22 protein-coding genes are annotated in these 20,405 nt (G+C 62.7%); 11 read left to right on the plus strand and 11 right to left on the minus strand.

Translation table 11 applies throughout. From position 1 onward, the window contains the following. The coding region (locus J2045_RS02960) for an IS110 family RNA-guided transposase (protein ID WP_307369257.1) at positions 1-710 on the plus strand (710 nt) is incomplete at its 5' end. Between the two features lie 317 nt (positions 711-1,027). Here the strand turns inward: J2045_RS02960 and hisG are convergent. The 3 genes from hisG to J2045_RS02975 all read right to left on the minus strand — a co-directional run bounded on the left by hisG (position 1,028) and on the right by J2045_RS02975 (position 5,034). After that, positions 1,028-1,723: an ATP phosphoribosyltransferase gene (hisG, locus tag J2045_RS02965; RefSeq protein WP_307369259.1), complete on the minus strand. Its 696-nt coding sequence runs from the start codon at positions 1,721-1,723 to the stop codon at positions 1,028-1,030. Continuing rightward, complete coding sequence (locus tag J2045_RS02970) at positions 1,723-2,841, minus strand: ATP phosphoribosyltransferase regulatory subunit (protein WP_307369261.1); 1,119 nt, start codon at positions 2,839-2,841, stop codon at positions 1,723-1,725. The genes hisG and J2045_RS02970 overlap by 1 nt, the downstream gene beginning before the upstream one ends. A 489-nt stretch (positions 2,842-3,330) precedes the next feature. Next, positions 3,331-5,034, minus strand: a complete 1,704-nt coding sequence (locus tag J2045_RS02975; RefSeq protein WP_307369262.1) for a histidine--tRNA ligase — start codon at positions 5,032-5,034, stop codon at positions 3,331-3,333. 154 nt (positions 5,035-5,188) lie between these two features. Here J2045_RS02975 and relB point away from each other — a divergent pair, with 154 nt between their 5' ends. After that, positions 5,189-5,422 carry a type II toxin-antitoxin system RelB family antitoxin gene (relB, locus tag J2045_RS02980; protein ID WP_307369264.1) on the plus strand — a complete coding sequence of 78 codons (234 nt, stop codon included), beginning with the start codon at positions 5,189-5,191 and terminating at the stop codon, positions 5,420-5,422. A 51-nt stretch (positions 5,423-5,473) separates the two neighbouring features. On the opposite strand, the gene J2045_RS02985 is transcribed toward relB, so the two are convergent. After that, positions 5,474-6,687, minus strand: a protein-coding gene (locus J2045_RS02985) for an IS3 family transposase (RefSeq protein WP_307369266.1) whose coding sequence is annotated in 2 segments (ribosomal slippage) — positions 5,474-6,351 and positions 6,351-6,687 — 1,215 coding nt in all. Because the reading frame shifts where the segments join, the coding sequence is not laid out codon by codon here. A gap of 87 nt (positions 6,688-6,774) precedes the next feature. Between J2045_RS02985 and J2045_RS02990 the strand changes: the two genes are divergently transcribed. The 5 genes from J2045_RS02990 (at position 6,775) to J2045_RS03010 (ending at position 9,474) form a co-directional block, all read left to right on the plus strand. Continuing rightward, the gene (locus tag J2045_RS02990; RefSeq protein WP_307370075.1) at positions 6,775-7,017 is read left to right on the plus strand and encodes a type II toxin-antitoxin system RelE family toxin; all 243 of its coding nucleotides are present in this window, start codon (positions 6,775-6,777) and stop codon (positions 7,015-7,017) included. Beyond that, the gene (locus tag J2045_RS02995) at positions 7,014-7,760 is read left to right on the plus strand and encodes a hypothetical protein (protein ID WP_307369268.1); all 747 of its coding nucleotides are present in this window, start codon (positions 7,014-7,016) and stop codon (positions 7,758-7,760) included. Before J2045_RS02990 ends, J2045_RS02995 begins: the two co-directional genes overlap by 4 nt. 53 nt (positions 7,761-7,813) lie before the next feature. After that, positions 7,814-8,209: a hypothetical protein gene (locus tag J2045_RS03000; RefSeq protein ID WP_307369270.1), complete on the plus strand. Its 396-nt coding sequence runs from the start codon at positions 7,814-7,816 to the stop codon at positions 8,207-8,209. Positions 8,210-8,273: 64 nt separating this feature from the next. Next, entirely contained in the window at positions 8,274-8,672 is a 399-nt protein-coding gene (gene copM / locus J2045_RS03005) for a CopM family metallochaperone (RefSeq protein WP_370872967.1), read from the plus strand. 97 nt (positions 8,673-8,769) lie between these two features. Further along, a complete protein-coding gene (locus J2045_RS03010) occupies positions 8,770-9,474 on the plus strand; it encodes an HAD family hydrolase (protein WP_307369273.1) in 705 nt (234 codons plus the stop codon). On the opposite strand, the gene J2045_RS03015 is transcribed toward J2045_RS03010, so the two are convergent. Next, positions 9,475-10,104 (minus strand): DNA-3-methyladenine glycosylase I, encoded by a 630-nt coding sequence (locus J2045_RS03015; RefSeq protein WP_307370077.1) that lies wholly within the window; start codon positions 10,102-10,104, stop codon positions 9,475-9,477. 212 nt (positions 10,105-10,316) lie between these two features. On the opposite strand from J2045_RS03015, the gene J2045_RS03020 reads away from it, so the two are divergent. The 3 genes from J2045_RS03020 (at position 10,317) to J2045_RS03030 (ending at position 12,727) form a co-directional block, all read left to right on the plus strand. Beyond that, positions 10,317-11,135, plus strand: a complete 819-nt coding sequence (locus J2045_RS03020) for a L,D-transpeptidase (RefSeq protein ID WP_307369275.1) — start codon at positions 10,317-10,319, stop codon at positions 11,133-11,135. A gap of 91 nt (positions 11,136-11,226) precedes the next feature. Further along, complete coding sequence (locus J2045_RS03025; protein WP_307369278.1) at positions 11,227-11,913, plus strand: L,D-transpeptidase; 687 nt, start codon at positions 11,227-11,229, stop codon at positions 11,911-11,913. 151 nt (positions 11,914-12,064) lie between these two features. After that, the gene (locus tag J2045_RS03030) at positions 12,065-12,727 is read left to right on the plus strand and encodes an outer membrane protein (RefSeq protein WP_307369280.1); all 663 of its coding nucleotides are present in this window, start codon (positions 12,065-12,067) and stop codon (positions 12,725-12,727) included. A gap of 3 nt (positions 12,728-12,730) precedes the next feature. Here the strand turns inward: J2045_RS03030 and J2045_RS03035 are convergent, their stop codons facing one another. The 5 genes from J2045_RS03035 to J2045_RS03055 form a co-directional block, all read right to left on the minus strand. Next, entirely contained in the window at positions 12,731-13,207 is a 477-nt protein-coding gene (locus J2045_RS03035) for a hypothetical protein (protein ID WP_307369282.1), read from the minus strand. A 60-nt stretch (positions 13,208-13,267) separates the two neighbouring features. Further along, complete coding sequence (glcF, locus tag J2045_RS03040; RefSeq protein ID WP_307369284.1) at positions 13,268-14,581, minus strand: glycolate oxidase subunit GlcF; 1,314 nt, start codon at positions 14,579-14,581, stop codon at positions 13,268-13,270. Next, a complete protein-coding gene (locus J2045_RS03045) occupies positions 14,464-15,012 on the minus strand; it encodes a DUF4870 family protein (RefSeq protein WP_370872968.1) in 549 nt (182 codons plus the stop codon). Before J2045_RS03045 ends, glcF begins: the two co-directional genes overlap by 118 nt. After that, positions 15,009-16,217, minus strand: coding sequence for a glycolate oxidase subunit GlcE (glcE, locus tag J2045_RS03050; protein WP_307369286.1), 1,209 nt, complete (start codon positions 16,215-16,217; stop codon positions 15,009-15,011). Before glcE ends, J2045_RS03045 begins: the two co-directional genes overlap by 4 nt. A 280-nt stretch (positions 16,218-16,497) precedes the next feature. Then, the gene (locus J2045_RS03055; RefSeq protein WP_307369288.1) at positions 16,498-17,931 is read right to left on the minus strand and encodes an FAD-binding oxidoreductase; all 1,434 of its coding nucleotides are present in this window, start codon (positions 17,929-17,931) and stop codon (positions 16,498-16,500) included. A gap of 138 nt (positions 17,932-18,069) precedes the next feature. On the opposite strand from J2045_RS03055, the gene J2045_RS03060 reads away from it, so the two are divergent. Then, entirely contained in the window at positions 18,070-18,966 is an 897-nt protein-coding gene (locus tag J2045_RS03060; RefSeq protein WP_307369290.1) for a LysR family transcriptional regulator, read from the plus strand. Here J2045_RS03060 and J2045_RS03065 read toward each other — a convergent pair. Next, positions 18,963-20,381 carry a DUF6880 family protein gene (locus tag J2045_RS03065; protein ID WP_307369292.1) on the minus strand — a complete coding sequence of 473 codons (1,419 nt, stop codon included), beginning with the start codon at positions 20,379-20,381 and terminating at the stop codon, positions 18,963-18,965. The genes J2045_RS03060 and J2045_RS03065 overlap by 4 nt on opposite strands. Between the last annotated feature and the right edge of the window lie 24 nt (positions 20,382-20,405).

The following is a 20,405-nucleotide window of genomic DNA, read 5'->3' on the forward strand; positions in this document are numbered from 1 at the left end:
TGGTCAATCCCGCCCAGGTGCGCGCCTATGCCAATGCGCTCGGCCGACGGGCCAAGACCGACGCCATCGATGCGGCGGTGATCGCCGCTTATGTGTTGGCGACCAGGCCTGAACTTCGGCCGCTCAAGGATGCCGAAACCCAGGCCCTCTCGGCGCTCGTTGCCCGCAGGCGGCAGATCGTCCAGATGATCGTGGCCGAGGAGAACCGGGAACGGATGGCCTTGGCGAAAGAGGCGCAGAAGAGCATCAAACGCCTGCTCGCGGCTCTGAGGCGCGAGCTCGAAAGCCTCGACAAGGACCTCGACGACCACATCCGCAAGTCGCCCGTCTGGCGGGTGCGCGAGACGCTACTGACATCGGTGCCCGGCGTTGGGCCGGCAACGGCGCGCACGCTTCTCGCCGAGATGCCGGAACTGGGCAGCCTCGACCGACGGCAGATCGCGTCCCTTGCGGGGCTTGCCCCTTGGACCCGGCAATCGGGCACGTGGAAAGGCAAGAGCTTCATCGGCGGAGGTCGGGGCAAGGTGCGCGCCGTGCTGTTCATGGCCGCTCTCGTTGCCAGCCGGCACAACCCTGTTCTCAAGGCCTTCCGTGACCGTCTCGTTGCCGCCGGCAAACCCAAGATCGTCGCCGTCGTCGCCACGATGCGCAAACTGCTCACCATCCTCAACGCAATCATCCGGGACGAAAAACCATGGCAAAACGCTTGACTGCCAAGACAGTCGCTCTCCCCAGCGGGGAGAAGGTGGCCCGCAGGGCCGGATGAGGGGGGCGCGAAGCGCTAAAGCTGTGCCGGGCAGCCCCCTCATCGCCTCGCATACGCTCGGCACTTCTCCCCGCTGGGGAGAAGAGGGAGCCCGGAACCGCCGCAGCTATCCATATGCGATAGCCCTGCCCACATGGGGGAGAGCAGAGGGTGTGCGCGGCACCCGCCCCGGATCGATCTCCCCCCTTATGGGGGAGATGCCCGCCCTTCGACAGCCTCAGGAGGGCAGAGGGGGGTACGGCACGACGACGAGTGTGCCCCTCAGAGGACGCCGCGCACGGCCTCGACGATCCGACCGATCATCGCATTGCCCTCATGCTCCGGCTTCCGCGCCCGCACAAGGCAGGCTTCCGAGCGCAGGATCACGCCATCCGAGAGCACCTTGAGATGATTGGCGCGTAGCGTCGAACCGGTCGAGGTGATGTCGACGATGATGTCGGCCTGGCCGGCAGCGGGGGCGCCTTCGGTGGCACCTAAGCTTTCCACGATGCGATAGAGCTGGATGCCGTGGCTCCCGGAAAAATGCTGTTGGGTCAGGCGCCAGTATTTGGTGGCAATCGCCAGGCGGCGGCCATGGCGGGTGCGGAATTCGGCAGCGACGTCGCCGAGATCAGCCATGGTGTCGACGTCGTACCAGACCTCGGGAACGGCAACGATGACATCGGCATGGCCGAAGCCGAGGCGGGCCGCGATCTCAACGCGGCTGTCTGCCTCTGCCAATCCCTCGCGGATCAGGTCTTCGCCAGTGACGCCGAAATCGACCGTGCCATTGCCGATCTCGCGCGAGATCTCGGAGGCCGAGAGATAGGCGATCTCGACATCGTCGAAACCTTCGACGCGGCCGCGATAGGAACGGTCATTGCCGACGGCAACGATCTTCATTCCAGCCTTCTCGAAGATGGCGGAGGCATCGTCCTTCATGCGGCCCTTGGAGGGCAGACCGATGGTGATGGTCATCAGGCTGTCCTCTCAGTTTCTATGCGGTCGAGCCAGAGCGAGAAGCCGACGGCCGGGATATGCGTCTCGGCACCAAGCAGCGTCAGCAGCCGGTCGAAACGACCGCCACCGGCAAGCACCGCAGGTTTGCCCTTCACCGCCACCTCAAACACGAGGCCGGTGTAATAATCCAGCGGACGACCGAAGGCGGCGCGGTAGGTGATCAGGTCGAGATCGACGCCGGTGCTGGCGAGCGCTGCGACGCGCTCGTCAAAGCGGGTCAGTGCCGGCCCGAGCTTGAGGCCTGCTGCATCGGCAAAGCCGGCGAGCGCGGCGGATGCGTCGCCAAGCGGCAGCTCGAGCGAGAGGAATTCGCGCAGCAGCAGCAGGGCCGCGCCATCGAGGCGGGTCTCGGAGAGCTCCAGCTTTTCCTTCAGGCGGCGGGCGATTTCGGCAGGCGTCCGGCTCGCATTGGTGAGATAGCCGGTTTCCTGCATGGTCGCGTCGATATGGGTGATCAGGGCCTTCTGGTCACCCCTGGCCAGAAGGGCAGAAACCTCCGGCGCAAGACCCGGCACCGGCGTCGGGGTCGCAAGCCGGCGCAACAACTGGTCGATCTGGGCGGAATTGCCGAAGGCCTGGATCAGGCGCTTCTGCCAGCCGGCGGGCAGGCCGAGCGCCTTGACGACGGCCTCAAAAACGGACTGATCGCCGAGGGTGACGCTCAGCGGTTTGGTCGGCAGCAGGCGGGTGAGGATGGCGACGCTGTCTGAAATGGCGCGGGCATCCGAGGCAGCGGTCGCGATGTCACCCAGGTCCTCGATCCCTGCCTGATAGAATTCCTGCGGACCTTCACGGCGCTGGCGGAAGACTTCGCCGAGATAGGCATAACGCTTCGGCGTGCCGGTCGCGGTTTCGATATGGCGCAGGCAGACGGGGATTGTGAATTCGGGGCGCAGGCAGAGGCTTTCGCCGCGCTCGTTCTCGGTGAGGAAGATGCGGCGGCGCAGGTCTTCGCCCGCCATGTCGAGGAAGGGGGCAGCCGGCTGGATCACGGGTGTATCGACGCGGGTCGTGCCGCGTGATGTGAATTCCTGCAGGATGGTGCCGGCGAAATCGGGCATGTCGGTCAGGGGCATGAGATTGAACCTGGAATTTGTGGATACCCCCCTCTGCCCTGCCGGGCATCTCCCCCACAAGGGGGGAGAGCGGATTGGGGCCGACGTCTCGCGCACCCCCCACTCTCCCCCCTTGTGGGGGAGATGTCACGCAGTGACAGAGGGGGGTAACCGCAAGCTCTGACATCAGATGCCGCAAACGGGATTCTCAGCATCAGCGACATGCGCCGACAGGCCCCCTCCCCCTTTTGGCAGGGCAATTGCATATGGATTTTGAGCGGCGCACGAGGCGGGGTCCCTCTTCTCCCCAGCGGGGAGAAGGTGGCCCGCAGGGCCGGATGAGGGGGGCGCGAAGCGCTAAAGTTGTGCCGGGCAGCCCCCTCATCGCCTCGCATACGCTCGGCACTTCTCCCCGCTGGGGAGAAGAGGGAGCCCGGAACCGCCGCAGCTATCCATATGCGATAGCCCTCCCCCTTGTGGGGAGGGTTGGGGAGGGGAAAATCCACCCGCTCAGATATCGGCATCGTCATACGGCTGCTGCTTGGGATCATACTGCGTACCCTTCGACCGACGGCGGTCTTCCGCCTGGGCGGCCAGGATCTCCTTCACCTTGGCGACCAGGTCCGTCTCGGCCACGACTTCCTGCGCCACCCGGGCCTCGCGCCATTCGGCATTGTCGGTGATCTCGCCGGAGAGACGCTTGCCCTCGATCAGGTCCTTGATCTGGACGACGCCTTGCGCGCGCTCGTCGCCGCCCTGGATGATGGCGATGGGAGCATTGCGGCGGTCGGCATATTTCAGCTGGTTGCCGAACTTCTTCCAGTTGCCCTGGTACATTTCGGCGCGAATGCCAGCGTTACGCAGGTCCTGCGTGAACTTCTGGTAGCGGCCCATGCTCTCGACATCGCCGTCCATGACGGTGACGAGGACCGGACCAAGCACGTCGTCCTGGCCGAGCTTGCCGAGGTTCTTCAGCGCCGTCATCAGGCGCGAGACGCCGATGGAGAAGCCCGTGGCCGGGACCGGCTGGCCCATGAAGCGCGAGACGAGACCATCGTAGCGACCACCGCCGCCAACCGAACCGAAGACGACCTTTTCACCCTTTTCGTTGGTGACGTCGAAGGTGAGTTCGGCTTCGAAGACGGGACCGGTGTAGTATTCGAGGCCGCGGACACACGACGGATCGATCTTGATGCGATCGGAACCGTAACCCGCACTCCTGACCATCCTGTGAATTTGAAAAACGCGGATGAGCGACAACAAGTCGACCCTTGTTTCATCGAGCGGACTTGCCAACAGAACGATAATCGGAAGCAGCCAATTCAGCTCGCCCGAACGAACTTCCTCTTCCGAGAAGACTGGTTCACCATCCTCTTTATACGCCGCATATAATTCCAGCTGGGTCTGTGAAAAGGTTACGACTTCTGGCCCAAAACTACATACCAGAGGTTCGTCCGGGGTACTCTGAATACTCGGTTCCACGAAGAGGCGGTATAGTTCTGCGGCACGTTCGGCAGGCAAGCCGACACCTGCGGTAACGTCACCGCTCTCGTCCTTACGTCCAGTGGTAAGCAGTCGGAAAACACCTTCCCAACCAAATTTGTCGAACTTGTCCAAGCTTCTGAGCACACCCAACTTCTGAGTGTCAGTCACCCCGCGAGCCGCTAGAATTGAGTCTAGAAGCGCACGGCTGTTAACCCGGATCACATAATCGCCGCGCTTGATGCCCAGCGCTTCCAGCGTATCGGCCATCATCATGCACATTTCGGCATCGGCCTGGACGCCCGGTGCGCCGACAGTGTCGGCATCGAACTGCATAAACTGGCGGAAGCGGCCCGGGCCCGGCTTCTCGTTGCGGAAGACGTAGCCTGCGCGATAGGTGCGGAACGGCAGCTGGATTTCCTGGAAATTCTCCGCGACATGACGGGCCATCGGCGCCGTCAGGTCATAGCGCAGCGACATCCACTGCTCGTCATCGTCCTGCAGCGAGAAGACGCCTTCGTTCGGGCGGTCCGAGTCCGGCAGGAACTTGCCGAGTGCATCGGTGTATTCGAAGAGCGGGGTTTCGATCGGGTCGAAGCCGTAGCGCTCATAGACCTCGCGGATGGTCTCCATCATCTGGTTGGCAGCCCTGATGTCAGCAGCCTCGCGATCGACGAAGCCGCGCGGCAGGCGGGCCTTCAGCTTACTTGGCTTCTTGTTCTTATCGCTCATGATGACAACCGGAATTTTCGTTTCAAAAAGGTGCCGGTGTCTTAGAGGATCAAGGATTTGGCGGCAAGGGCGAAGGCGGGCGGGGGAAAGGCCGGATGCTCGAAAATGGGTGTGTTCGGTGGTATGTTTGCACGCGAAACCAGAGGTTGGACCGATGAACAAGCGCGTCACGCTCGAGATGCCGGAGGAAATGCACCAGTTGGTGGTCAAGTATGCCGCAGAAGCCGGGGCAGAGCCGGATGCCTATTTGCTCGAAATGATAGAAGAGCAGTTGGAAGACGCGTATTTCCTGCGGCGTGCCCAGGAGGTTCTGGAAGCGCGGGAACGTGGTGAGAGCCGCACCTATACTTGGGCGGAAATGGAGCGCGAGCTTGGCGTGGACGATTGAGTTCGACGACACAGCCATCTGGAGTGCACCCCGTTTCACCGGACATGTCGGCTAGTTTGATTTAGCCCTGATGAACTGCCGAGGGGAAGCCATCTTGAGCGCGGAATGCGGATGGATTTCGTTGTAGTCTTCGATCCATCCGTCGATGAGCCTGAGCGCTGTTTCGGCGTCCGGTAGTGCTGAGATGCGGATATAATCCCGCTTCAGGGTTTTGACGAAGGCTTCCGACATGCCGTTCGATTGCGGACTGGCCACCGGCGTGAAGCAAGGCGTCAGATTGAGCGCCTGGGCAAATAACCTTGTGTCCCTCGCGGTGTAAGCCGAGCCATTGTCCGAGAGATGCTCGATTGCGTGCGGGGCTCGGGTCGCTGCGAAGCGCTTCTCGACCGCCTCCAGCATCATGTCGCGAACGTCAGAGCCGGAGATACCCGCGTTGGCGATCGCCGTCCAGGCGATGATCTCCCGGTCGAAGGCGTCGATGATGAAGGCGAGACGAATGACCTCGCCGTTCCAGCATGTGAACTCCAGACCGTCCGAGCACCAGCGCAGGTTCGAGCGCATGACCATCACCTTGCCGTCGTGGAGGCGGCCCTTGCGAACGGCCGTATGCTTCTCCAGCAGCATGGCGTGGTTGCCCATGATGCGATGAACCCGTTTGGCGTTGACGACAGGCTCATCGGCGGCTCGCCTCTCGCGATTGAGGAGCGCGGCGATCCGCCGATAGCCATAGGTGGGCCTTTGATCCACCAGCCTGCGGATGATGGGCAGCAACTCTGTATCCTCGGCCTTCCGATAGGGCCCGCGCGGCTTCGATCCGCCTCTCAGCCGCTCGACGAGGTTGGAACGGGAGACGCCCAGCGTGTCGGCGACGGTCTTCATCGGGAACCGTCCTTCGGCAACAAGATCGGTCGCGATATCCGTTTTTTTGAGTCTGCTTTGGACAGGGCTTCCCGGAGGATTTCGACTTCCATCGTCTTGCGACCGAGCATGCGCTCCAGCTCGCGGACACGATCCTCCAGCTTCTTCACTTCCGAATTGCCGACAACCGGCTCGTCAGAATCCACGGCTGCAGCACCTCCCTCACTCAAGAGCCTGCGCCACCGGTAAAGCAGATTGGGCGCAACGCCATGGCGGCGAGCGGTGGACGATACCGTCTCGCCTGGTTCGAAACTCTGCTCAATGATTGTCAGCTTCTGCTCGGTTGTCCACCGTCTACGGCGGACATCACCCGTCAGCAATTCAACGTGTCGATACTCGTTAGACATAAGCCTGTCCTCAAGCCTGTCCTCAAGCCTGTGCTTGAGCCTTTCTGCTTATGCCGACTGTCCGGTCGAAATGGGGGGCAGTTCACCATCAAACAGCTCAAGAAGCTGGGCGACACCGAGTCGCAACGCATCAGGAACTATCTCCACACTCGCATCAAACCTCTCGATAACCCGCGCCAAAAAGGCGCCGCCTTGCAGGGGCCAGAGTTCAACCGTCTCTGGCGTTACCGGGTTGGCGACTACCGCGTCATCTGCGATATCCAGGACGGAAAACTCATCGTGCTGGTGGTCGAGATCGGCCATCGCAGCTCGTCTATCGGTAACATATGATCCTCGAAGCCCTGAATTATGCCGCGACCTGGCCGCTGACCTCCGCTGGCCATCGTCCTTTCATTCGTTCCTCGGTCAGCCTTTGGGCGCGCGCCAATCGCTGTCGCGCCGCCTGGGCCGAGCATGAGCGGCGGACGAAGGCGGCGATCCTCGCTACGGCTGAAGGATGCCGGCAGCGGCGGACGGTGGTGGTGCTGGGATCGGGGCTGCTGCGCGATGTGCCGGTCATGGAGCTGTCGCGGCTCTTTGACACGGTGGTGCTGGTCGATCTCGTGCATCTCGCCAGCGTGCGCGGCTGGCTGACGATGAAAGGGCTGAAGAATGTGCGGCTGATCGAGCGGGATCTTTCCGGGCTCGATGCGCTGCTGGCCGGGCAGCCTTTGGAACCGCTCGCCTTCCTCCGGCAGGTGCCCTATCTCGATCTCGTCGTCTCGGCCAATCTGCTGTCGCAGATCGGCATCGGCGCCAGCCGCCGTCTCAACGGTCATGCGGAAGAAGAGACGTTTGTTCGTCAGGTGATCGCCGCGCATGCCGAGGGGCTGGCGCAGATTGCGGCCGAGACCTGCCTCGTCACCGATGTTGGCTATACGGTGATGGACCGCACCGGCGGACGGCACGAGACAGTCGACCTGATGCACGGCGTCGATCCGGGTTCTGCGCGGGAAAGCTGGGACTGGCCGGTCGTTCCCTTCGGCGAGGAGAGCCGCGACTACCAGGTCGTGCATCACGTGATTGCGCATTGAGCGGCGACACTGTCGGCCTTGCATTCGCCCCGATCGAGCATCATCTTCATCCCATGAGATCACTCGCCCGTCTCCTGCTGCTGATTGCGGCATTCGCCTATGGCACCATGCCGATGACCGGCATGGCGGTGGTGGCTATGCCCGTGGCACATGCGATGGATGCCGGCGATCCGCATGGGACGGTTTCCGCCCCCGCAGTTCAAACCATGGCCGATGTGGATTGTCCTCATTCGGGCAACCGCATGACGGTTGCCGATGCTGGCGGTGGCACGGAACAAAACCCCAAGCCAGTGAAGATCAGCTGGCATTGCTCAGCCTGTCTGACGCTGCCGGCCCTTCCCGTCGTTGCCGACAGCGGCAAACCGGCGCGTGCAGCCGAAGCGGTCACTCTTGCGCCGAGGCTCGTGTCGCAGACGACGGCACCGCTGACGCCCCCTCCCCGCGCCTGATCTGATGACACCGCGCAGGCTTCCGCCTGCGCTATTCCCTCATCGATCAGCACAGGAGATTTCAATGCTGAAGACCATTCTCGTTGCGGCGTCGCTTGCGACCGCGCTTTCCACGTCGACTGTCCTTGCGCAGGACAATACGACGCATCAGGGCCATGACATGTCCTCCATGGACCATAGCAGCATGGATCACGGCGCGACGGGCGACAGCCCGTCTTCCAAGGCCTTTGTCGAAGCCAATGCCAAAATGCACAAGGACATGGCCGTACCGCTCACCGGTAATGCCGATGTCGACTTCGTGCAGGGCATGATCCCGCACCATCAGGGCGCGATCGACATGGCGAAGATCGTTCTGGAGCACGGCAAGGATCCGGAGATCCGCAAGCTCGCCGAAGAGGTGATCGCTGCCCAAGAGGGTGAGATCGCCATGATGAAGGCCTGGCTGGCCAAGAACGGCCAGTAAGCATGGGCAAAACTTAAACTGTGATGGCGCCTTCGGGCGCCATTGCTTTGCCTTGCGGAGCGATTAGTCTGCCGCTCCTGATCGATAAGGAGGCGTCATGTCCAACCGCCCTGTCTCCGTGATCGGCTTTGATGCCGACGACACGCTCTGGCAGAACGAGCAGTATTACAAGCTGACGGAGCACCATTTTCGCAGCCTGCTCTCCGAGTTTGCCGAGCGGGAGCATGTGTCCGAGCGTTTGCTGGAGGCCGAGAAGCGCAATCTTGCCCATTACGGCTTCGGCATCAAAGGTTTTACCCTCTCGATGATCGAGACGGCGCTGGAGATTACCGAGGGTCGGGCACCCTCCTCCGTGATATCAGAGATCCTTGCCATCGGGCGCGATCTCTTGAGCCACCCGGTTGAATGCCTGCCACATGCCCGCGACGCGCTGGAGGCGCTTTCGGGCAAATATTTCCTGGTGCTGATCACCAAAGGCGACCTCTTCGACCAGGAGCGCAAGCTGGCGCAATCCGGGCTCGGCGACTATTTCGATGCGGTCGAGATCGTCTCCGACAAGACGGCCACCACCTATCGGCGGATCTTCGGCAAACATGGCGAAGGACCGGAGCGGTCCATGATGATCGGCAATTCGCTGAAATCCGACATCGTGCCGGCGATCGCCGCCGGTGCCTGGGGTGTCTTCGTGCCGCATGAGCTGACCTGGGTGCTCGAACATGTCGACAAGCCCGAGGAGGCGCCACGCTTCCGCGAGATCCCGGATCTCGGGCATGTGCCCGATCTCGTGATGAGCCTTGCCTGATCAGGGGCGCACGAGCCGGGATCGCTGTTCCTCGGTCGGTGCGCGACGGCAGCAGCCCTCGATATGGTCGTTGACCAGGCCCATGGCCTGCATGAAGGCATAGACGGTGGTCGGGCCGACAAAGGTCCAGCCGCGCTTCTTCAGATCCTTCGACAGGCGGATCGAGGTCGGCGAGGTCGGATTGGCCCTGAGTGTCGCATAGTCCATGCGCCGTGGGCGTTCCGAGACCTCGGGTTCGTAACTCCAGAAGTAACGAGAGAGCGAGCCGAATTCCGCCTGCAGGTCGATTGCGCGGCGGGCGTTGTTGATCGTCGAGACGATCTTGCCGCGATGGCGGATGATGCCGGCATCGGCTATGCATCGGGCAATATCCTCATCACCAAAGCACGCGACCTGATGGAAGTCAAAGCCGGCAAAGGCTGCGCGGAAGTTTTCGCGCTTCCTCAGGATCGTCAGCCAGGACAGGCCGGACTGGAAGCCTTCGAGACAGATCTTCTCGAAAAGCCTGACATCGTCCGTGACCGGGCGGCCCCACTCCTCGTCATGGTAGTGGCGATAGTCTTCAAGGCCGCCATGCCAGAAGCAACGGTCGAGACCGTCCTCTCCCCGGATCAGGCCTTCCGCGATCATGTCCATACGATTCTCTCCCGATGCGCAGAGGTGTTTACCATTTGTTCACGATTTTTCCAAACCGGACGCTAACCCTTCCGAAAGGTTTACGGCCTCGATCGCATTTTCATGAACGCCTCTTTACCAATTGGCGGGGCTGGCTCTGGCACGATCCGGGAGAAATGGCGGCAATGTATGCCGCCGCATCCGGTCCCAAGTTCATGAGTTGTCCGATGTCGAAACGATCCCTTCTGATGGCCGTTCTGGCCTGCCTGCCACTTGCCCTGCCCGCCCATGCCAATGATCGCTACCAGAGCCGTCCGCCGGTGATGGTGAGCCCCGATCTGCAGGCCTCCTGGGTGTTGCAGCTGGGTGGCGTTCCCGCGCAGACCCGCGGTTACGCCACGCAACCGGCCATGCGGCAGGCTGTTCCGGCGGGGCGCCAGCGCGTGATTCAACCGCAGCAGGTGCTTCGCCAGCAGCCGGTGCAGCAGCGGCGGCTCGTGCAGCAGCGGCGCGTGCTTTTCCCGCAGCAGCAGCAGCCGGCGGCGCAACAGGTCGCGATGCGGCCGGACAAGCCGGTTCGGACCCAGATCGATCCGCAGTTCCTGCCGCAGATGGTCGAATACCAGACCGAGCAGAAGCCGGGCACGATCGTCATCGATACGCGCGAGCGCTTCCTTTATCTCGTCATGGCAGACGGCATGGCCAAGCGTTATGGCGTGGGCGTCGGCAAGCCTGGCTTCGAATGGGCAGGCACCCACAAGGTCACATCGAAGCGGGAATGGCCGGACTGGCGCCCGCCGCAGGAGATGATCGCCCGCGAGGCGGCCAAGGGCCACTTCCTGCCCGCACATATGCCCGGCGGTCCGGAAAATCCGCTCGGCGCCCGCGCGCTCTATCTCGGCTCGACGCTCTACCGCATCCATGGAACGAACGCCCCCTGGTCGATCGGCAGCGGCGTTTCCTCCGGCTGCATCCGCATGCGCAACGAGGACGTCACCGATCTCTATGAGCGGGTGAAGGTCGGCACCAAGGTCATTGTGATCTGAGGCACTCATCAGATCACACAACCTTGATTAGCTCTTGCTTTGAAGGGCGAAGCGGCTAGGCTGGAAGCCCTGCAAATCAGGGGGATTGCCTATGTTCAACACGACTTTCAGCAAGGCGGCTGTGGCGATGATCGCGCTTACACTCGCCTTGCCGGCGCCCGCCAGCGCCATCAGCCTCAATCGCATCCAGACCACCAGCGACGTGACGTTCGTTGCGCAGCAGCGCAAGGAAGTGCCGGAGAAGTTCAAGCGCAAGGTCGTGCGCCTGACCACCGACGAAAAGCCGGGCACGATCATCATCGATACCAACAACAAGTTTCTCTACTATGTCGAGGGCAACAACCGCGCGACGCGTTACGGCGTCGGCGTCGGTCGTGAAGGCTTCGGCTGGTCGGGCGTGGTGAAGATCGGCCGTAAGGCGGAATGGCCGGAATGGCGCCCGCCGGCAGAGATGCGCCGCCGGGAAGCCGCCAAGGGCCATATCCTGCCCGTCGTGCAGGAAGGTGGTCCGGACAATCCGCTCGGCGCGCGCGCCATGTATCTCTACAAGGGCGGCCGCGACACGATTTTCCGCATCCATGGCACCAACCAGCCCTGGACGATCGGCCTCAACATGTCCTCCGGCTGCATCCGCATGATGAACAAGGATGTCGAGCATCTCTATGATCGCGCCGATATCGGCTCCAAGGTGATCGTGATCGGCCCGGGCAATCGCCAGGGCGACGTGTCCTTCGACGACAAGGGCGTGGATATCCTGCGCACGATCTTCGGCGGCTGAGCTCAGTCCCCTCTGGATGCAAGCAACGGTCGCGCTCACGAGGCGCGACCGTTTTTGTGTCATGAAACTGTTGTCTCGACGGTGCAGTCTCCACTGAAATCGGGGCTTGAGGCCCTGCGGCCGACATGCATCGATTATCGGGGACTTGTTGATGACCTATCGCTCGCTTGCGCTCGCACTCGCCGGTGCATGCTTCACCCTGCTTTCCACCGTGTCTGCCACCGCTGAAATGGGCCTATCCGTCTATGGCGGTTTTCAGACGGCTCCGCACAGCGATATCGAGGTTTCGGACGGCCCCGATTTCCGCGCAGGCTGGGAGGGCAAGTCGTTCCAGACACCTCCCTATTATGGGGTGCGCGGCACCTGGTGGATGACAAATCTGGGCAAGCCCAATCTCGGTCTCTCTGTCGATTTCACCCATGCCAAGGTCTATGCCGACAGCGAGACGCTCGCCTCTTCCGGATGGTCGCATTTCGAGTTTTCCGACGGCATCAATCTTCTCACGCTGAACGCGCTTTATCGCATGCCGATCGAGGGCACGAAGTTCGTCCCCTATGTCGGCGCCGGCGCCGGTATCAACGTGCCCCATGTGGAAGTGACGCGCGGCTCGGGCAAGACGTTCGAATATCAGCTGGGTGGTGCGACCGTGCAGGCACAAGCCGGTGTGGCCTATGATTTCAATGAGAACTGGTCGGCTTTCGTCGAGTACAAGGGCAACTATTCCTGGGTCGATGTCGACATCGATTCCGGTGCGTCGCTCAAGACCAACATCCTGACGAATGCCGTGAATGTCGGTGTCAGCTATCGATTCTGACGTTCAGCGCTGCTTGATGTCACAGAAGATCGCGGCCGTATGGGAGATGAGGATCTCGGCTCCCACCGTGCTGCCCATTTTGAGCTTTTCGACCTTCAGCTCGTAGCGCCCGTTGAACCGTGTGGCGGTGCTTGAACTGCGATCGGTGCGCATCGACATCGTCACGCGATAGACCGGCTGGCTTGGCGGCGTGAAGGCCTGGATGCTGAAACGCAGGTCGCGTTCATCGACCCAGTATTGCCGCAACATGTCCGAATTGATCTGGAAGCGCCTGAGTTCGCGCGGCGCCGCAGCATCCTTCACACCCGCCATCCCCCGGAAATGCACGAGCTTTTCCTGGTCCTTGCTGCTGAACCCGCTTTCGAGCGATATATCGACAATCTTGTCGGAGCTCGCGCAATAGATACGCTCCGTAGCCTGCACCCCGGAGGCCAGGGGACAGAGAAACAGCAATGTGATGAACAGGGTCTTCTTCGCCATGACGGCCTCCCGGATGCTCCATCCTGAGGCAATCATCGCAGAGACGGCTTAACAATTCGCTCAGGCTGCCGGGCGTCGGTCGAGGGCTTTCGGGCGCGGGCCGCCATAGGCCCAGTTCAACAGCTCGACCGTATGGACCACGGGGATCCCGGTCGCCGAGCCGATCTGGGTCATGCAGCCGATATTGCCGGCGGCGATGACATCCGGCTTGGTCGACTCGATATTCCTGACTTTACGGGCCTTCAGGCGTGCGGAGATCTCCGGCTGCATGATGTTATAGGTGCCGGCGGAGCCGCAGCAGAGATGACCTTCCGGCGGGTCCTTGACCGTGAAACCCGCCGACTTCAAGAGCAGTTTCGGCGCTACGGTCACCTTCTGGCCGTGCTGCAGGGAGCAGGCGGAGTGATAGGCGACCGTCAGGCCTTTGGTCTCGGCCAATGGCAGGTCGAGGGTCGACAGATATTCGGTCACGTCTTTCGCCAACGCCGAGACGCGCGCCGCCTTTTCCGCATAGGCGGGGTCGAGGCGCAGCATGTGGCCGTAATCCTTGATCGTCGTGCCGCAGCCCGAGGTCGTGACGATGATCGCGTCGAGACCGCCGTCTTCGATGGCACGCGTCCAGACGTCGACATTGCGCCGCGCGCTATCGAGTGCCTGTTCCTCGCGGCCCATGTGATGGACGAGCGCGCCACAGCAGCCCTCGCCCTGGGGCACGACGACCTCGACACCGAGACGGGTGAGGAGCGAGATCGCGGCTTCGTTGATACCGGGATCAAGCACGGGCTGTGCGCAGCCGGTGAGGATCGCGACACGGCCACGACGGGTGGCGGCTGCGGCATGGGTGGCGGGTTTGGCGAAGTCCGAGGGGGGCGCGACACTGGAGGGGGCGAGCCTCAGCATGGCGGCCATGGGCTTGAGCGACTTTACCTGATCGAAAAGGCCGGCGAAGGGACGGCCGAGGGCGGCGAGCTTCAACGCCAGGCGGAAACGGCCCGGATAGGGCAAGACCATGGCCAGCATGTTGCGCGTCAGCCGGTTCATCAGCGGGCGGCGATAGGTCTTTTCGATATGGGTGCGGGCATGGTCGACCAGATGCATGTAGTCGACGCCCGAGGGACAGGTCGTCGTGCAGGCGAGACAGGAGAGACAGCGGTCGATATGGGTTACGATCTGCTCATCCGCCGGGCGGCCATTTTCCAGCATGTCCTTGATCAGGTAGATGCGACCGCGCGGGCTGTCGAGCTCGTTGCCGAGCGTCACATAGGTGGGACAGGTGGCTGTGCAGAAGCCGCAATGCACGCATTTGCGTAGGATGCTTTCGGCTTCCGCGACATGGGGATCGGCGAGCTGCTCGGCGGTGAAATTGGTCTGCACGCGTTTCCTCCCGAGGAGCGGCCGGCAAGGCCGCCCCGTTCATTCGATTTCAGATCCACCAGCTGGTGGGACGGGCGATCGGCTCGCCGGCAGAGGCCTTCTGCAGACCGATAACGCAGCGGACAACGATCCAGATGGCGACGCCGAAGATCAGGATCACGCCGATAAAGGCGACCATCAGGATGCTTGCGCATCAGCGCATAAAGCAGGCCGATCCAGAAGGTTCTGATGGCATAGGTGTAGTGCGTATCGACCCAAGGCTCGCCCTTGCCGCGGTTCACATAAGCCATGATCAGGCCGACGATGCCGGTCAGGCCGACGACGAAGCTGACGAGATAGAGGCAGTAGACCACCTGGACATTCAGGCGACCGGGGGAAAACCAGCCCTCGCCGCCGGATGTCACGGGCGGCTGGTATTGCGGATCAGTCATGACAAAACTCCTTGCGTCATCAGACCGGGATTGAAGATCCCGTGTGGGTCGAGTTTTGCCCTGACTCGGGCCGAAAGCAAAGCGACGGCCGGCGATTGTGGCTCGAAGGTGGCGACTTCGGCGCGGATCTGGGGAGCGGCCCTGACAAGCGTCGCGTGACCGCCGCCAAGGGTGCGGATGCCATGGCGCAGAACCTCGGCCTCGGGGTCGGCCTCCATGCGCATCCAGACGAGGCCGCCCTGCCAGTCGTAATAGGCGTCAATACCAGCACGAAGCCTCAAGCCCGCGACCAGTTTCCAGGCTTGCGAGGGCGCCATTGAGACGCGCCAGAGTGGTCGGGCCGTGCCATCGGCATAGGGCAGGACATCGCGGACTTCGGTCCATAGGGCTTTCGTCTCGTCAGCGTCGAGACGACTGACCGGGCCGAAGCCAGCAACGGCCGCCATCAGCTTTTCGGCACGGACGGTAACGGAAGCTTCCAAGCCCTCCAAGCGCATGACGGTGGCAGCGCCTTCGGGGAGCTTGCCGCCGATGAAGCAACTACGCACGCTTTCCGGCAGATGGGCGGCACCGGAGACCTCCACGGAAAGCGACAGGGCGGCGGCGAGCGCCTTCATGGCCTGCTCGTCTTCCAGCCCGGAGACGATGATCGTGGCTGCCGTCTTCGGCACGGGCAGAACCTTGAAGGTGACTTCGGTGAGGAAGCCCAGCGTGCCATGGGAACCGGCGAGCAGCTTGACGAGATCGAGGCCGGTGACATTTTTCATCACCTTGCCGCCGGCCTTCACCACCTCGCCTGCGCCGTTGACGAAGCGGACGCCGAGCAGATGGTCACGGGCAGCACCTGCCGTGAAACGGCGCGGGCCAGAACTGTTGACGGCAAAGAGGCCGCCGATGGTCGGCATGCCCGAGGTGCCCATGGCGCCACGATGATCCATGGGTTCGAAGGCGATGGCTTGTCCGTTTTCGGCAAGCGCTGCCTCGATTTCGGCGACGGGGGTTCCGGCGCGGGCGGTGATGACCATTTCGGCGGGATTGTATTCGACGATGCCCGTGAGTGATGCGGAGGACAGGGTGGCGTCTGCGGAGACGGTGTTGCCGAAGCCCGCACGGGTGCCGCCGCCACGGATGTGGAGCGAGGCTTTGCGGGCGGTGTGATCGCGGATGATGTCGGCGGCTTCGGTTTCGGTCGAGGGGGTCAGCATGGGGTGGCTTTCGCGGTTACGGCGGCTTGCGGATGACTCGGCGCAAGCTCGCCCCCCTCTGCCCTGCCGGGCATCTCCCCCACGAGGGGGGAGAGTGGATGGGGCTGCCGCTCTGCCCTTCGGGTCCAATCCGACACAGGCTCATGAGAGGGCGCGAAACGGCGAGAGGCTTCACCGGGCGAATGCTTACCGAGCGCAGGGCGCTGGCGGGTTCCCACTCTCCCCCCTTGTGGGGGAGATGTCCGGCAGGACAGAGGGGGGTAACTCAGACACAAACGCATCATCCCCTCCCCTCCAGCGGAAACACCTTCGACGGGTTGAGGATCCAGTCCGCATCGAAGGCAGAGCGCACGGCCATCTGCTGATCGAGATCGACCTGGGTGAACTGGTGAAGCATCAGATCGCGTTTCTCGATGCCGACGCCGTGTTCGCCGGTGAGGCAGCCGCCGGCATCGACGCAGAGTTTGAGGATCTCCATGCCGGCGGCTTCCGCTTTGGCCGCATCATCAGGGTCATTGATGTTGTAGAGGATCAGCGGGTGCATGTTGCCGTCACCAGCGTGGAAGACGTTGGCGACGCGCAACCCGTAGCGGTCGATGATCTCGGAGGTCTTGCGCAGGACGTAAGCGAGCTGGCTGAGCGGCACCGTGCCGTCCATGCAGATATAGTCGGCGATGCGGCCGGTGGCGCCGAAGGCGGATTTGCGGCCTTTCCAGATGAGCGCCGCTTCCGTCGCCGATTGGCTTTCGCGCACGGTCTTCACGCCATGGCGCTTGGCGATCTCGACGATGGCGGCGAGCATGGCGTCCATCTCGGCGTCGGAACCCTCCACCTCGACGATCAGCAGAGCCTCCACGTCGAGCGGATAGCCAGCCTTGGCGAAGGCCTCGCAGATCTCGATGGCCGGCTTGTCCATGAATTCGATGGCAACCGGGATGATGCCGGCGCCGATGACATCGGCCACGCAGGAGCCGGCAGCCTCTGCGCTATCGAAGCCGAAGAGTACGGGGCGGGCGCCTTCCGGCTTGGCAAGCAGGCGGACGGTCGCTTCGGTGACGATGCCGAGCTGCCCCTCTGAGCCGCAGACGAGGCCGAGCAGGTCATAACCCTCGGCATCGAGATGCTTGCCGCCGAGATCAATGATCGTGCCATCGACGAGGACCAGCTTGACGCCGAGCAGGTTGTTTGTGGTGACGCCGTATTTAAGACAGTGGGCGCCGCCGGAATTCATGGCGATATTGCCGCCGATGGTGCAGGCGAGCTGCGAGCTCGGATCGGGGGCGTAGAAATAGCCGTCGGCACCGACCGCATCCGAGATGGCGAGGTTCGTGACGCCGGCTTGAACGGTTGCGCAGCGATTGGCGTAGTCCACCTCGAGGATGCGCGTCATGGCGGAGAGGCCGAGTACGACGGCATCTTCCTGCGGGATGGCTCCGCCTGAGAGCGAGGTGCCGGCGCCGCGCGGGACGACGGGAATGCCGTAGCGATGGCAGTATTTCATCACGGCTGCGACCTGCGCGGTCGTCTCGGGCAGGACAACGGCGAGCGGGCGGCGGCGATAGGCAATGAAACCATCGGTCTCGAAGGGCACCAGCGCATTCCGATCCTCGACGAGGCGGCCCGGTGGCACCAGTTCCTTCAAATCGGCGAGGATCTCGGCGCGGCGCGACAGGACCTCAGGCCTCGGCGGCAAAAAGGCGATGGCCTCGCTCATGACGGTCTCCTCCCCATTTGCGCCGATCCTAGCTGCAGGACGCCCACCACTCAACTGGTCTATTTTTCTTACCACTAGGACTTTCGCAGGGCAAATGCTATGCACTTATGACAAAAATGGAAAAAGTAGCATTCACTCATGACCAATCTCGGTGATCTCGAAGTTTTCGTCCGGGTGATCGCGGCCGGCAGCATGTCGACGGCGGCGCGCGACCTCGGCCTTTCGCCCGCCGTTGTCTCCAAGCGCATCAAGCGGCTGGAGGACAAGCTCGGCACGCGGCTTTTGCAGCGCACGACCCGGCAGATCTCGCTGACGGAAGCCGGCCAGGGATTTCACGAGCGGGTGCTGACCGTGCTGGGCGGGCTCGAAGAGGCGGAAGCCTTTGCCTCGGGCCGCTCGTCGGAGGTCAACGGCACGCTGAAGATCTCGGCATCGACCTCCTTCGGTCGCATGCATGTCGCGCCGCACTTAAAACCCTTCATGGAAGCACATCCGGATCTCGCCATTCATCTGGTGCTGTCCGACGAGTTCACCGACATTGTCGGCGGCGGCTTCGACCTCGCCATTCGGATTGCCGAGCTCAACGATTCCTCGCTGGTCGCGCGCCGGCTTGCTCCGGTGCGCCGCGTGCTCTGTGCGTCGCCTGACTATCTCGCCGAACACGGGACGCCATCGACACTGGATGATCTCAAGAAGCACCGCTGCCTGCCGGCCCATAACCATGAGTCCTGGCGGTTGGAAGGTCCGAACGGACCGGTGACCCTCAGACCGGAGGGCATGCTGATCACCAATTCCAGCGAGGTGATCCGCGAAGCTGTTATCGCCGGCCTCGGCATTGCGCTGCGCTCGACCTGGGACATCGGAGCGGAACTGAAGAGCGGCAAGCTGGTACAGGTGCTGCCGCAATATGAAAGCTCGCGCAACGTGGCGCTGTCGGCCGTCTATCCGAGCCGTCAGTTTTTGCCGGCCAAGGTTCGACTGTTCATCGACTATCTGGCGGAGCTGTATGGGTCGGTGCCTTATTGGGAGCGCTAGGACTGCGCCGCCAGCCCGCCCGGCACCGAGCTCCAGAAGCCGTATTTCTTCGAATGATTGCGCTTCAGCTCCGCGAGAAAGGCAGCGTGGGTCGAGAGGCCGTGGCCTTCGGGCAGGTTCGGCATGAGGCGTGCGAGTTCGCCGACGTAACGCCCGGCATGGGGATAGGCCATGCCGATGCCGCGCCGCAGGATATCTTCGACCAGCACACGGTAAAGCACCACAGCGGCCAGTGGCTCCTTTGCCGACAAAGCTTCGGCGGCGGGGGCGAGGTCGTCATAGTGACGGCCTTCCCAATCGTGGCTGTGGCGCAGCACATGGCCGGCGGCGAGATCTAGGCGCGGCCAGGCGAGGAAGAAATCGAGCGCGAGGTAGATGTCCTCATGCGCCTTAGCGAGCGCCAAGGCACGGTCGAGTTCGTCGAATTCGGCAAAATCGTCGAGCTTCGAGAGGTAGAGCTTCAGCACGGATGGATCGAGGGTTTCGGAAAACTCGCGCCAGCGCAGTTCCTGCGCATCCTCGCGGCGCTTGAGCTTTTCGAGGATTTCGGCTTCCAGCAGACGGCGCTCATGGGCGCCGTAGTCCGGGCCGACGGAGGCGAGCACGCCGTTGACCGGGATGAGGCGCATACCGCGCGGGCGCTCGCGCACCCATTCGAGCGCGTCCTCGAAACGGCCGGCCTGATGCAGCATATTGGCCACGGCCAGCGTGTCACGCCGGTTGTCGGGCTTCTGGCGTTCAAGCATCAGGAAATCATCGATGTCGCCCTGATGCAGGGCAAGCGACTGCAGGAGATCAAGGGCGCCGAGCTTCAAGGGTTCGGAGGGCAGGACTTCAGCCAGCGCCTTGCGCCAGGCCTTGGCGGCCGGTGCGGAGACGACGCCGGTGAGCGCCCGCAGAAAGCCGGTGTGTTCGCCGTAGCGATCCCGCAGGCGCAGACGCTCGATCTGCGGGACCAGGAGTGCTTGATCCTCTGCGCCCACTGTCTTGATCAGTTCAAGGGCGGCAAGCTCCGTGTCGTCAAAGACCTTCCACAGGCGGGCACTGTCGGCGACAAGACGTGCCGAGAGCGAAAACCGTAATCCGATGAAGCGCAGGATGCGTTCACCCGCTGCCTGCGGATCGACCGAGCCGAGTTCCGACAGGATGTTTCGCGCAAGAGCGGCAAACTCAACGGCCATGTCGCGAGCCCGCGCCTTGTTGATCCGCGTCGTCGCCTGGTCGATCGCATCGAGGCGCCTGTCGATCAGACGGGCCATTTCGTCCGGCCCCGTCTCGCCGGCCAGCGCCGTCTGCAGCCTTGCCTTCAACGCCTTGTTGGCGGCAGCCTCCTCCAGAAGGATATCGACGAGTTTCTCGAGCCCAAGGCCTGATAGCCCCTTCTTGTCGAGTTTCGCCTTGGTCTGCTTCGCCATTCTGCCCGTTACCTGCCGCTTTGC

The organism is Peteryoungia aggregata LMG 23059, from assembly GCF_030814435.1.
In the GTDB taxonomy this organism is placed as follows: domain Bacteria; phylum Pseudomonadota; class Alphaproteobacteria; order Rhizobiales; family Rhizobiaceae; genus Allorhizobium; species Allorhizobium aggregatum.